Origin of the sequence: Alicyclobacillus sp. SO9, assembly GCF_016406125.1 — a bacterium.
Lineage (GTDB): Bacteria > Bacillota > Bacilli > Alicyclobacillales > Alicyclobacillaceae > SO9.
This window is the reverse complement of the sequence record NZ_CP066339.1, coordinates 3,957,320-3,971,525: the sequence shown is the minus strand read 5'-3', so window position 1 is coordinate 3,971,525 and position 14,206 is coordinate 3,957,320. Positions and strand designations below refer to the sequence as shown.

10 protein-coding genes and 1 riboswitch are annotated in these 14,206 nt (G+C 46.0%); of the genes, 9 read left to right on the top strand and 1 reads right to left on the bottom strand.

Annotation, left to right across the window (positions count from 1 at the left end):
- The first annotated feature begins 3 nt into the window (after nt 1-3).
- The 5 genes from GI364_RS18640 to GI364_RS18620 all read left to right on the top strand — a co-directional run bounded on the left by GI364_RS18640 (nt 4) and on the right by GI364_RS18620 (nt 7,154).
- Nucleotides 4-741, top strand: a complete 738-nt coding sequence (locus GI364_RS18640; RefSeq protein ID WP_198850717.1) for an amidohydrolase family protein — start codon at nt 4-6, stop codon at nt 739-741.
- Nucleotides 742-941: 200 nt separating this feature from the next.
- Nucleotides 942-2,639, top strand: a complete 1,698-nt coding sequence (locus GI364_RS18635) for a DUF2339 domain-containing protein (protein ID WP_198850716.1) — start codon at nt 942-944, stop codon at nt 2,637-2,639.
- Nucleotides 2,640-2,667: 28 nt separating this feature from the next.
- A complete protein-coding gene (locus GI364_RS18630; protein ID WP_198850715.1) occupies nt 2,668-4,020 on the top strand; it encodes an ROK family transcriptional regulator in 1,353 nt (450 codons plus the stop codon).
- Nucleotides 4,021-4,248: 228 nt separating this feature from the next.
- Nucleotides 4,249-5,598, top strand: a complete 1,350-nt coding sequence (locus tag GI364_RS18625) for an extracellular solute-binding protein (RefSeq protein WP_198850714.1) — start codon at nt 4,249-4,251, stop codon at nt 5,596-5,598.
- Nucleotides 5,599-5,798: 200 nt separating this feature from the next.
- A complete protein-coding gene (locus tag GI364_RS18620; RefSeq protein WP_198850713.1) occupies nt 5,799-7,154 on the top strand; it encodes a GH1 family beta-glucosidase in 1,356 nt (451 codons plus the stop codon).
- Nucleotides 7,155-7,347: 193 nt separating this feature from the next.
- Here GI364_RS18620 and GI364_RS18615 read toward each other — a convergent pair whose 3' ends face one another.
- Nucleotides 7,348-9,078, bottom strand: coding sequence for a methyl-accepting chemotaxis protein (locus GI364_RS18615; RefSeq protein ID WP_198850712.1), 1,731 nt, complete (start codon nt 9,076-9,078; stop codon nt 7,348-7,350).
- A gap of 123 nt (nt 9,079-9,201) precedes the next feature.
- Nucleotides 9,202-9,288: riboswitch (cyclic di-GMP riboswitch) on the bottom strand.
- Nucleotides 9,289-9,493: 205 nt separating this feature from the next.
- Here GI364_RS18615 and GI364_RS18610 point away from each other — a divergent pair.
- The 4 genes from GI364_RS18610 (at nt 9,494) to GI364_RS18595 (ending at nt 14,206) form a co-directional block, all read left to right on the top strand.
- Nucleotides 9,494-10,285, top strand: a complete 792-nt coding sequence (locus GI364_RS18610; protein ID WP_198850711.1) for a DeoR/GlpR family DNA-binding transcription regulator — start codon at nt 9,494-9,496, stop codon at nt 10,283-10,285.
- 18 nt (nt 10,286-10,303) lie between these two features.
- Complete coding sequence (gene galT / locus GI364_RS18605; protein ID WP_198850710.1) at nt 10,304-11,293, top strand: galactose-1-phosphate uridylyltransferase; 990 nt, start codon at nt 10,304-10,306, stop codon at nt 11,291-11,293.
- Nucleotides 11,294-11,378: 85 nt separating this feature from the next.
- Nucleotides 11,379-12,500 (top strand): galactokinase, encoded by a 1,122-nt coding sequence (locus GI364_RS18600; protein WP_198854109.1) that lies wholly within the window; start codon nt 11,379-11,381, stop codon nt 12,498-12,500.
- Between the two features lie 386 nt (nt 12,501-12,886).
- Nucleotides 12,887-14,206 carry an ABC transporter substrate-binding protein gene (locus GI364_RS18595; RefSeq protein ID WP_198850709.1) on the top strand — a complete coding sequence of 440 codons (1,320 nt, stop codon included), beginning with the start codon at nt 12,887-12,889 and terminating at the stop codon, nt 14,204-14,206.

Below are 14,206 nucleotides of genomic sequence, written 5' to 3'. Positions count from 1 at the left end.
GAAATGATTATTGACGTACATGCGCATTTAGGGTATGACCGCGTCTATGATGATAATTTCACAGAAGCGGACCAAGTTCAGAAAATCTCAGAATATGAAATCGATGTTACGATACTGCAGCCAGCATTAGTTCATACGTTTGAGGAGGTACGTCAACAACACAATGATATTTATCAATTAATCCAAAAGTCTCCCGACAAATTTAGAGGCATGGCCAATCCAAATCCACATTTGCCTGATGAGGTTTACGCTCGGGAAGTAAAACACTGTATCGAAAATCTCGGATTTGTAGGAATCAAGATTCACACGGCAGCGCATGGCGTACATCCAGGAAGCCGGGACGGCAGAAAAGTATTCGCACTGGCACAAGAGTTGGGAGTACCTGTGATGATTCATACCGGAGCAGGTATTCCTTTCGCAAATCCGGCCAATATTCTTCCAATTGCACAGGAGTTCTTTGACGTTTCCATAGTGTTGGCTCATTCCGGCATGATGGTGACGGCAGGAGAAACTCCTATTGTTCTGAATCAATGTGAGAATGTTTACGCTGATATTACTTGGACAGGCGGCTTTTTGTTAAAGGATTGGGTTTTAAACATCGGGGCCGAAAGGTTCATGTTTGGAACAGACCATGCCGATAATTGCGGAACGGAACTGAGTAAGGTTAGAACTTGCGGGTTGTCGAGCGAAGACCAAGACTGGATTCTTTTTAAAACTGCCAAGAAAGTCTATAAACTATGACCACTATCCACCGTTGGTGCTTTATACCGGATTGTGGTTCAGACCAGATGAAGGAGGATTTTCTGGGCTATTTAGCGAATTGCTTTATGGTACTTATGAACATATTTATCGAAAGATTCGGGGAACGCTGTGTATACCATTCACCAGTAACTGATTGATACTTTCACTTCATATCACATGTTGAGTGGAGGAAATCAGGTATGAGACATCGGGATGAACAGCGGATTATTGGATTGGAAGTCCGTATTAACGAGTTGGAGAAAATTGTTCGGCGACTGGAGCAGCAACGTCTTAACCTTGCAAATTCTGAAGCGGCACATCCCGTTTGGGACGATGACAGCAACAAGCCCCAACTGGAGCAAGCTGTGCCTGAATTTGAGTCATCGTCCAGTCAGCCCCATGATTTAGGTACTCGAACGCAGGTGGATTGGGAAACGCAGTTTGGAAAAGTATGGATGCCCAGAATCTTCATCGTCGTTTTATTAATTGGTGTAATTTGGGGCTTTCTCGCCGCTGTTCAAGCCGGATGGATTAACCGTCCCGTGCGGGTTGCGCTAGGCTATGCAGGTTTTGCGGCATTACTCACTTACGGGGAAAGACAAGCGAGAAAGCAGCGCAATGTATTTGGACAAATTTTGCTCGGAGGCGCCGTCGCTCTGGCCTCTCTCACAACGTTCGCCGCATCAACCTTGTATTCGCTAATTTCCCCTCCCTTTGCTTTTGGACTGGACGTCGCGTTTGTCATTATTGGGGTACTGTTGAGTCTTCGGCATCGCTCTCAAACCTTGGCAGTCATTTCACTCATCGCGGCAATTCTGGTGCCGTTCCTCGTGAAAAGCCACCATCCTGCTATTGTGGTCTTCATTCTCTATGAATCTCTCGCTTCGCTCGGCTTTTTGCTGTATGGGCTGATGAAGAGATATATCGTTTTGACTGTACTAGCACTGATTACTCTCCATCTCTCATTTGCAACCCTGTCAGCCCTAAGGGACTTGCGTGAACGGAGTTTTGTCATTCCTGTGATGATACAGGCCGTGCTGATGTTTGTTGCGGCTGCTTATGCTGGCGGGCGTGTTTCCAATCGGTTAGTGTGGGCGCTTCGGTACGCGGCGTGGGCATCACTGGGACTGGGCACACTATGGGTGACTGGAGAACTGACTCCGGATGGATTGCACGCTTTCCTTTGGCTTGTTACAGGGGTGCTGTTGGTCGTGAGCATTGTGTTGTGGAAACAAAAACGGTCAGTTCTCATGCTCACTGTTGGCCCGTTCTGGATTTATCTATCGTTGGCGGCTTGGGGCGTTATGCGTGCTGAACCGTTCTACTTTCTATTTGTGCTGATTGTTGCAATAGCTGTGGTGGTTGGTGAATGGTTAGGAGAAGCGGCAGCTAGAATAGAAGGACATGTACTGTTTCTGGTTGCAGGAAGTATACTGTTGGCGGTGTACAGTCCATTTCTCAGTCACCGCGTCCCGGCGTTAGAACACGTAACGTGGGCCATCTACACCCTAGTCACCTTTGTTATCACATACCTGTTTCTGCGGGATGACATCGCCATGGTTCGCTGGTGGTGGACATGGCTTGGCATCTTTGTGCTCGGACTCTTTCTGACTCACGAGTCACAGGCGATGACCGTTTTGCATTCGGTAGATACCAAACATATGGTGTTGTCCCTGGTGTGGATTGCATATTCTATCGGTGCAATTACGTACGGAGTCATAGCTCAGAACCAATCATTTCGACGCTTTGGCATTGTGTTTCTGTTTGTTACGTTAAGTAAACTGGTTCTCATTGACATTCCCGCTGTGACGATGCTGATTAGAGCCATTTTGTTTATTGCCATAGGCACTGTCGGTGTAATGGTTTCGCGGGTGTTTTATCGGAAAAAGGTGCAATAAGATACATTGTTCTTTGTGGAAAACAGCTTTGAACAAGACGACCGCGGCACTAAATATTGAGCGTCGCCAGCAGAACTCCGCTGCGTCTTCCAGTGAGAGTACGAGCCTGAACGACGGCAATGACATGGCAAGGGACAATGGTTCGCCAAATCAATTGACAACAGCATTGCTCAGGACTTACACTTATTTTTGGAAAGAAAATAAGTGGGTAGAGTGGGTGCTTGATTTGCGATATAGACCAACTATGCTTAAGCAAATGAACGAGTCCCGAGTCCTGAGACTTGTTCGCGAAACAGGTGAAATCTCTAAAACGGATATTTCCAAGTCGCTTCATCTAGGCATGTCAACTACCATGCGTCTTGTTGATTCGTTGATTGAAAATGGGTTTCTAGTTGCTAAGGGAACTGGAACATCGACCGGAGGAAGGCCCCCCAGCATAGTTGGCATAAACACATCTTCTATGTTTGCGTTGGGCCTAGAGTTGGGTCGACAAACCACACGCATTGTCCTCCTGAATCTACTTGGTTCCATTCATGAAAGTGCTTCTATAGCCACCGAAGAAGTGGATGAACCGCGTAAAATTATCCCCTTCATTCGTAACTTTCTTCTTCAAAGTACTGTTGATGAAAGTGCCATTCTTGGTATCGGAGTCGCGGTACCAGGTCCCTTTGATTCAAACACCGGCAGCATACTGAATCTCGTGGATTTCCCGCATTCCTGGTCTAACGCACCAATAGAGAGATTAATATCGGAAGAATTTGGTTTCAAATGTTACTTAGCAAATAACGCTGATGTAGCGGCTCTCTCGGAAGTATGGTCTGGAGGACGAAATTCCTCTGATGGATTAATGTTTGTTTTGGGAGAAATGGGCTTTGGTATGGGACTCGTGCTCAATGGACAAATATGGAGCGGGCACTCAAACGCTGCGGGAGAGTTGGCTCATGTCATTGTGGATATGGAGGGCGAAAAATGTACCTGCGGTAAACAAGGCTGTTTGAATACCTACAGTTCGGTGGGCGCAATACAAAATGCGCTCAGAAAAAAGCTTGGTAAAAGTGAGAACTTCCGGGATTTTTTGCAGAAGGCGGAGCAGAGACACGAGCCTGAATACAGTATAGCGAAGACGGCTTTGCAAGCGTTGCAAACTGCTGTTATGAGTACTATTGCTATCGTCGATCCCGAAGAGGTCGTGCTCGGGGGTCAATACATGTTGGATGCCGCCGCTCTAGCTCCCAACATGTTTAACAAAATGGTTGTCACCCTACACGAAGGAACCGGAAAGAACGTGACTTTGACCAATTTTGACGTGATGGCAGTGGCCTTGGGTGCGGGTATGTTAGTACTCTACGACATTTATGACCATACGTACGTCCTTAAATGAAAGCCGACCAGAGACCCTGCAAACGCGGTTACGAATTGATTTTGTGACGGTGTCCAACTAAATAACTATAGAGGAAAAATGAGGGTTGACAGCGCATTCATTTTCAACTACACTTACTTTCGAATGGAACAGAAGTAAGTGTAGTTGTGTTTTAGAGTAAGCAACTGACCCAGGGGTAGTCTCGCAGGGGATGGCGTTCTGTGGTCAGGAAACATGGGAGGTAGTGTGATGCGTAAAGCGGTACTTGGGGTGTTTGTTCCGGTCGCAGCGACGACCATCTTGGCAGGATGTGGTTCGGCCAATAATTCGGGAAGTAACGTGGGAAACTCAACCGCTGGGTCTCAAAAAGTATCCGGACAGACAATTACCTATTGGGCTTCTCAAGAAGGCGGTTCCATACCGTTGGAGAAAAAGGTTTTAAACAAAGTAACCGCAAATTTTCAAAAGCAAACAGGAATTCACGTAAAATACCAAATCATTACGTGGGCGAACCTTTGGAACAAGACGCTGACAGCCATCACCAGCGGGAATGGTCCCGATGTCATTGACTTGGGGAACACTTGGGCTTCAACCTTTGCTGGCACCGGCGGGTTCGTTTCTTTAACTCCGCAGAAAATACAGAAAATTGGCGGTAAGTCGAAATTTCTATCTTCTTCGATGAGTGTCACCGGCTTGTCTGGAAAACCGCCAATGTCAGTGCCGTACATGTCTCTGGCCTACAACATGTTTTACAACAAGCAGATGTTTAACAAAGCGGGTATTACCACACCTCCAAAAACATGGACGCAATTTGTAAACGATGCTCAAAAGATGACTGGGCACGGGACTTATGGCATGGGAGTAGACGGGGCCGAAGTGCAGGACAATTTTCACCTCTTTTGGATTTTACTTCGACAATATGGCGGGAAAGCAGTTCTGAACGGCAAAGCGCAACTAGACAGTCAAGACTCGCAAAAAGCAGCAAAGTTTTACACGGACCTTCTAAAAAAGTATAAAGTAATGGATCCGGACTCCGCTGCGTGGAACAACAGTCAACTCGTTTCCAACTTTGCTAATGGGAAAGTGGCAATGATTTTCGGTCAAGGCAGCAGCATGCCGCAAATCGAAGCAGATGGTATGAAGCGTAGCCAATATGGTGTGGCTCCACTTCCATTGGTACCCTACGGACAGCAATCAGTGAGTGGAAAAAATAAAATTGGGAGCTTTATTGCGGGAATCGACATTGGTATTCTCAAATCTTCGAAGCATCAGACTGCAGATTTGAAGTTTCTAAAATTTATGACCAGCAAGCAAACACAAATCACATTGAATAAAGCCTACGGTAGTCTTCCTCCCGTCAAGTCGGCAGAAAATAATGCAGCCTTTCAAACACCAGCAAACAAGATTTACTTGAATATATTAAAAAATTATGCGGCACCCACTCCATTGATTAAAAACGAAGGCCAAATGGAACAGTCGATTGGAAAGCATCTTAAGACTCTTTTATCAGATGCTGCGCAAAACAAACTCCCTCAATCCGAAATTAGTAATCAACTAAAAAAGGCGAACGCTGAAGTCTCATCAATCCTAAGCAAATAGCTGTCGTTTTACGTATGCACCTGGCTGGGAACCCGGGTGCATACGACTCTCTGTGTTCTATTTTTTGTGCTGCATGGCGCAAAAGTACTTCATGTACGGATTTGCTGGCAGCGTCAAGGAGTAACAGGCTGCCAGCGTATTCTGATTGAAGTTTGTAAAGGAATTATCCTTAGAATTTTAACTGAGAAGGGATTTGCTATATGGGCCAAGCACTGGCGTTTCCTGAAAATTTTCTTTGGGGCACTGCGACGGCATCATACCAAATTGAAGGGGGTACTTGGGAAGACGGTCGCGGAGAGAGTATTTGGGACCGATTCGCGCGGATTCCGGGCAATGTTCATAACGCTGAGACTGGGGACGTAGCCTGCAACCATTACTATAAATATAACGAAGATTTAGACTTGTTGACATCACTTGGCATAAAGAGTTATCGCTTTTCCATTGCTTGGCCCCGCTTATTTCCCGAGAAAGGGAAGTTCGAGAGCCGTGGCTTAGACTTCTACAAGCGATTGATAGAAGGGCTGGAGAAACGCGGTATTGAACCGGTAGCTACTATTTACCACTGGGATTTACCCCAGTGGATTCAAGAACAAGGAGGATGGACCAATCGTGATACGATTCAACATTATTTGGAGTATGCGCGTGTTCTGTTTGAGACTTTTGGCAACCGAGTTGCTCGGTGGATCACGCACAATGAACCGTGGTGCGTATCTTTTCTGGGCTATGGACACGGAATTCACGCTCCTGGTGTAAAGGATTGGAATGCTGCTGTGAAAGCAGCACACCACCTGCTTTTGTCTCACGGAGAAGCCGTTAAAATGTTTCGTGGATTGAATTTGACGACCCAAATTGGGATCACACTCAATCTGAATGATGAGTATCCGGCATCAAATTCCGAAGAAGATTTGAGGGCTGCTGATAGATTTGACATGTACCAAAATCGTTGGTTTCTTGACCCTCTCTTTGCTGGGCACTACCCGCATTTTCAGCAAAATACCGTGTTCGACGAGTTTGTTTCTGATTGGGGGTTTATTCAGAGCAGTGATTTGGAAACCATATCACAGCCAATTGACTTTCTCGGGATTAACAATTACACAGGGGGCCCAGTCAAGGCAGACAAAAACACACCGATTGTCCAGGCAGTGCACTCCGAAACAGACCGGCCCAAAACAGATATGGGATGGGATATTTATCCGGAGGGGCTGTACCGCGTGCTGAAGAGAGTCCAGTCTGATTATACCGGGGCTCTTCCACTGTACATCACAGAAAATGGGGCAGCTTTTTCCGATACCGTCATTAAAGGACGTGTACCGGATGACAACCGTATAAACTATCTTCAGCGGTATTTTGAAGCCGCCCATCGTTTTATTCAAGAGGGCGGTCCATTACGCGGGTATTATGTGTGGTCTCTGATGGATAACTATGAATGGGCTTTTGGTTACTCAAAGCGCTTTGGCCTCGTTCATGTGGATTACGAGACCCAGGAGAGAACCCTCAAGGCTAGTGCGTATTGGTATCGGAATGTCATTCGTTGCAATGCACTTGATGCGAATTGAGCACCTCGAATACTGACTCACTTGGGCAATATTTGGGCTGATGACTTTCTTGATGGTGCACCTAAATACCTAGGATTATTTCAATCCGTTTGATTAAAGCTACTACGTGTCATGCAACCAAAAAAGCAGGTCTGGATGACCTGCTTTCATAGTTCCTGTGCCGACTATCAAACACTATGCACTGTGATGTACGTTAGTAAGTGAATTCTCCAATTAGTACGGTTAAGGATTCCGCATGCTGAGTGATGTGCTCGATGCCTGCGGCAGCTTCCTCCATTGTTGCCGATTGTTCCTCTGTTGCCGCTGCTACCTCTTCTGTACTGCGCGAGAAACCTTCAGCAATTGTCAATACTTCTGCTACCGACTTATTGACGTTTGTAGCACTTGCAGCTAGTTCGGTGATTTCACTCAAAGCTTCTTCAATCTGGTGATGAACCCCATCGACGTGAATTGCAATTTCGTTAAACGAAACTGCAGAGGTGTCCATGGTTTCTAGCCCAGTGTCCATAGTTTTTTTACTGTTGTGCATTTGCGTTAAAACACTGCTCATTTCCGCCTGAATGTGCTGTGCTATTTTTTGAATTTGCAAGGCTGCATCTTTGGAGTTCTGTGACATCTTACGCATTTCGTTTGCCACTACTGCAAAACTGCGACCGTTCTCTCCTGCCCTCGCAGCTTCAACAGATGCATTTAAGGCCAGAAGGTTGCTTTGATCTGCGATGCCGCTGATGAGATTGACAATGGAATTGATTTGTTCCACTTGTCCTCCCAAAGAGTCGACTTGTTCACTCAGTGTGTTAATGGAATTGGCAGCCGTTGTGATTTGTGTAGAGGTCTCCTTAATAGCCTTGTGACCGCGCTCGACGGTGGATTTGGAGCCGGCGGACGAAGTCGACACTTGCTCGGCATTCCTACGAAGTGTTTGAATATGCTCGTTCATACTTGTAACCATATTCATGGCGTCTTGTGTTGCTTTTTGTTGCGAGGCTGCGCCGGAAGAGATACCTTGAGTTCGCTCAGCAATTTGAACAGAAATACTGGTTACTTCTCCTGATGTAGCAACAAGTTCCTGTGAAGTTGCTGCCATTTGGTCGGTGCTGTCCGAAATGGTTCTGACGATGTTTTGAATGCTTCCAATCATCTCATTGAAAGAATCCGCCAATTGACCAAATTCATCTCTGGAACGAATTTGCAGTCTTTTTGTTAAATCCCCCGAGTTTTGTGCAATTCGTTTCATTTCTGAAGTTATCATTCGGACAGGTCGCAGCGTAGCTCTGAGAGTAAAAATCGCCAAGAGTACACTTAACAGCAAGGCTGCTGCAATGACAATTAACGAGATAAAAAGTGCCCTGACGTAGACGTTGTGCGCGTGACTTACAGTTTGGTTCGCGGCATGCGTTTCAAAGGCAATGAGCTTGTTGAGATCAGACAGCGTTTGACTGACGCTCTTCGTCGACGTCAGCTTGACTGAACTTTTGGCCCTAAGATTGCTGAAGTCATTGTAAATCGCTACGGTAGAATTACTTAAGTCGTTGGCAAAAGTGCTCCACTGGCGCTGGTCTGTGCTCGCTATACTTGTCTTAGAGAGTACCCCTAGATTCTTATCAATTTGGGTCTCTATTTTCTGGATATCTGACTGGTAGTTCACCTGTTGACTCACAGAACTAGTCAGTTTAATTTGATACAGATCCAACTGTATGTTTCGCAGCCTGTCTTGTATTTGCGTTAATGATTCAAGCGGTGCGAGACGACTTGCTACGATAGAATGAGTCATTTGTTGGGTCATCCTGAGATTGATAATTCCGATGCCCCCAAGACCAATAAGCACAACGTTTAACGCAATAAAAGAATAAATCAGTTTTTGCGCAAGAGATAATCCGCCGCGGGCGTAGAAAAAGCCCAAAATCCTTCGAAGTCTGGCCATTAAGAGACGTCCCCCTACAGTATCGTGATGGTGACAAGCAACGTGTGAACTCTTCGGTATGCAACAAAACGGGTGCAAATTGCAAAACAAAAAAGCGCCTTCATAGGCGCCACACGCAAATCTTGCGGCAGCCTGGCTATCATAGGTCAGAGTCCCTTAGATCCAATGGCTTTGCGGCCCAATGTTTCCATTGGTGTGCCTATGTAACATAAAAGTCTAAATAACATCATGAGATAAATGTCGATACTTGTCTAGTGGCAATGGTGTGAAAAATTGCTAACGCGAACGTTCATTACAACGATGTAGTTGTGGTTCCATTCGCTTCTATTATGCTCGGTGTAATCAAATATAAATCTACATATTGATTAAAATGTGATAAGATATGATTATAATTGGAAACTTGGAGGTCTCAATCATGTACCCGGCTGAGCGACAGCGAAAATTGGTGGATTTACTCGCGCAAAAGGGATTCATTTCCATTCAGGACCTTGCCGATGCATTAAGCGTTTCAGAAATAACGATTCGTCGAGACTTGAATCGGCTGCACCGGCAAGGAGTTGTGGAAAAGGTTGTTGGCGGGGGACAAATCAGCAAGAGTGCTGCAGAACCGACGTTTATGAACAAGCGCGTGCTGCAGCGGGCAGAGAAAGCCGCTATTGCCAGTGAAGTACTGACGCTGATAGAGCCAGGAATGACAATTGGTTTGTCTGCAGGTACAACAACGTGGACCGTAGCGCAAAAATTAAAATCAAATCATCACAGCCTGGATGATCTCACCTTTGTGACCAACTCTACAAACGTTGCAACAGTATTAAAACAGAACGGATGGAACGATATTCACCTAACAGGTGGTCAGTTTCGCACTCCTTCAGACGCTTTGGTCGGGCCCCTGGCGGAAGAAAGTGCAAGAAAGTTGCATACAGATTTGCTGTGTCTCGGGGTTCACGGGATTGATGCAGGATTTGGCTTAAGTACGCCCAACCTGCAGGAATCTGCTATCAATCGGATACTGATGGAGAACACGGAGAGAGTTGTATTAGCCTTCGATCACACAAAATGGGGTATTCGTGCATTGGCGCACCAAGCAAATCTAGATGAGGTGGATGCAATCGTGACAAATGAGACGGAAAACAGTGACGCAGATTGGGATGCACTTCGTCAAACAGGCATTGACCTACACCTGGTTCATCCGCAAACGGAAGACTAAGTCGAGGAGGAAGATGAGATGGCAGAATTGAGATTTAACCCGCTGCTGCGAGACTGGACGATGGTTGCCGCCAACAGGCAGAATCGTCCCGATATGCCGAAGAACTACTGTCCATTTTGCCCGGGTTCCGGGAAAGTACCTGACAGCTATGATGTTTATAAGTATGACAATGACTTTCCGGCCCTTTCACCATCACCGCCTCAGCCGGATAATGTTGCAACGAATCTCTATGAAGTGGCGGAGGCTTACGGGAAATGTGAGGTGATTTTGTATTCACCAAAACATGAGATAACACTGCCGGAATTGCCTGTTTCGCAGATCCGAAAAGTTGTAGACTTGTGGACTGAACGGTTCGCAGAACTATCACGTGACGAAAAACATAAGTATGTATTTATATTTGAAAACCGCGGACCGGAAGTAGGGGTAACAATGCCCCATCCCCACGGTCAAATTTATGCGTATCCCTATGTCCCTCAGAAAATTCGGACAGAACTGGACTCCTGTCAGATTCATCACGACAAGACGGGTCACTGTCTCATTTGTGACATAAACAAGGAAGAACAGGCTTTTCAGCAACGAATGTTGGTGGAAAACGATTCGTTTGTGAGCTATGTTCCATTCTTTACTGACTACCCATACGGCGCCTTTATCTCCAGTAAAGTCCACAAAAGAACACTCCTTGAATTTACTGATGAAGAACGGGACGATCTGGCGCGAATGTTGAAATGGGTCACTGCAGGAATGGATGCAATGTTTCAACGCGCCTTTCCTTATATGATGGTCATACATCAATCTCCAGTGAATCAGTCTTCCGACGAAGCCGATACCTACTATCACTTTCATATCGAATTTTATCCTCCGCTGCGTAGCAAGGACCGTATAAAGTACTTGGCTTCTTCAGAGACGGGAGCTTGGGCTCCTTGCAATCCGTTGACAGTCGAAGATACAGCGGTCGTGCTAAGACAAGCAATACTAGACAACAGGAAGGAATATGAGACTGATGAATAGTGGCGAAAAGCGGTGGCGACGTGAGGCACACGAGGGTTTAGAACAATTTCTGGCGTTTTCTCCGTCCGACTCCAACTCGCCGTCCATGCATGCATTCTTTGCACCGGGTCGGGTAAATCTTATTGGTGAGCACACTGATTATAACGGTGGCTATGTATTGCCGGCTGCCCTTAATTTAGGGACATGGTTGTTTGTGCGTAAGCGGTCTGATACAAGGCTTCGCTTTGGCTCGTCATCTTTTTCGAAAGTCGTCGATGTCTCTGTCCGGGGGATTACTTATGATCCGGCCGATGATTACGCGAACTACCCTAAAGGTGTTGTCAAGGAGTTTCAAAAACGCGGATTCGACGTTCCTGGTTTGGACATTTTTTATTATGGTAATTTACCCAATGGAGCTGGACTGTCCAGCTCTGCCTCTGTAGAAGTGGCCACAGCCTGGATGCTCAACCACTTTTTAAATGCAGGTTTGTCACGCGAAGACATTGCTGTCTTGTCACAAACTGCAGAGAATGCGTTTGTGGGAGTGCAATGTGGAATAATGGACCAATTTTCGGTTGCTGTAGGTCAAATGGGCAACGCAGTTTCACTTCATTGTGATACTTTGAATTATCGTTTAGTGCCACTGCAAATGAGTGGACTATCGATTGTGATTTCGAATTCAAACAAGCGGCGCGGCTTGGCGGACTCCAAGTATAACGACAGGAGGCGGGAATGTGAGCAGGCTTTCTTGGAGTTGCAGAAGTGCCAGTCTGGCATTAAAACCTTGGCAGATGTGCAGAGTAACAGGTGGAGTCAATTGGAGGGTTGCATTTCCGACTCGACGATACGCAGGCGTGCGCGCCATGTAGTGTTTGAAAATGAACGGGCCAAGTGTGCACCAAGGGTTCTGCGCGAAGGCGACCTGCAACGCTTTGGACAAATGATGAATGAATCTCACATTTCGCTTCGGGACGATTACGAGGTGACTGGTTTAGAATTAGATACATTGGCAGAAGCGGCGTGGTCCGTAAAAGGCTGTCTAGGGTCGCGTATGACGGGTGCAGGGTTTGGCGGATGCACTGTAAGTTTGGTTCAGACAGATGCTGTTGAATTGTTTGAGGAGAAAGTAAGACGAGCATATTTAAATCGAATCGGCTACGAGCCCTCATTTTATGTAACAGAAGCAGGTGACGGAGTTCGGGATGTGACTGAGGAGGTAGCTCGCTGAGATTACGGCTGAAGGCTTTGAACGGTAGCAGAGAGACTTCACTCTGTTGTCGTTAATGCAGCACTGTAGCTTCAGTTCACAACTTAATTTAAATATTGAATTAATAAGTGACTTCAAGTCAGTTGGATCCATTTTTGCGGGTTCGGCTTGGACATTTATATGACCAACCATTGCTATTAATGCGTAAAATGTGATTTGATTAGGGTCAGTGATGAAATTTGAAGATAAAATGAGATCATATATGAAAATATTATTAAGAGGTACTTGAAAGTGCTTTCTTATAAGTTTATACTCCAAACCAAGGTGAGATTGACCCAGCAACGTATGTCAGTTGACTCTGTGTCTCACTTATCTTAGTTGAAAGCAGACTCAAAGGAGGGGGCAATTTGAAAGGAATTACAAAGAAAACCGGGATCTCAGTATTGAGTGTTGCAACCATGGGAGCACTGTTAGCGGGATGCGGAACAGCGAACAATAGTGCAACTGGGAATACGGGAAACAGCGCCGGTGGTTCTGGCAAGAGCGGTTCTGTGGAGATTTTCAGTTGGTGGACTGGTGTAGCAAGCAGTAAGGCTTTAAAACAATTTTTCAACATTTACGAGCAAAAATATCCTGGGGTAAAAGTGATTAATGCAGCCGTCTCTGGCGGAGCGGGTTCGAATGCAAAGGCGGTTCTTGCAAGTCGAATGGAAGCGGGTAAGCCGCCTGCGACTTTCCAAGTTCACGCAGGACGGGGAAGCTTAAAATCCTGGGTCGAAGCTGGGGATATGACTCCGCTGAATTCTCTTTACAAGCAAATGGGATGGGATAAGGTCTTCCCAAAATCTCTTTTGAACTTAGTCACGTTTAATGGGAAGATCTATGCTGTACCAGTTGATATGCAGCGCGACAACGTCTTATGGTACAATACGAAAATTTTCAAAAAGTATAATTTGACACCTCCCTCGACATTCTCTGAGTTCTTCAAGGATGCAAAGGTTTTGAAGTCGCACGGAATTACACCACTGGCCCTTGCGAACCACGGAAACTGGGAGACAACAATTCTGTGGAGCGATGTACTCCTGGGAACAGTTGGGTATACAAAGTACAATGAATTAATGACAGGAAAGCTGGCTTGGAACAGCCCGGGTGTGACTAAGGCATCTCAAACATTTTTGAAAATGCTGCAATACACCAACTCTGATTACAATTCATTGCATTGGGCTCAGGCTGATGGCTTGGTTGCAAAAGGTAAAGCTGCAATGAATGTTCAGGGAGATTGGGCTCAAGGCTACTTTACGACAACGGCGCATTTGAAACCAAACGTTGACTTTGGCTGGGCGCCAACGCCGGGAACAAAAGGTATTTTTGCAGCCGTGTCTGACGTGTTTGGATTGCCGTCCAAGCTGAAGGGACAGACCAAAACAAATGCTACAAACTTCTTGAAGGTCTTGGGTTCGGCCAAGGGTCAAAAAGAATTTAATACCCTTAAAGGGACGATTTCACCGCGCCTTGATGCCAAACCTTCAGATTATAACGCCTATGGCCAGAGTGCGATGAAGTCCTATCAGCACGACAAGCTGGTTCTGACTCCGGGTCAAGGGGCCGTCAACCCTGGATTTACGACGGCATTGGAGAACGCAATGACTCAGTTAATTAGCAGCAAAAACGTGAAGGGCTTTGAGTCATCGTTGCAAAGTGCCGCACAGCAAAATCCTTTAAAATAA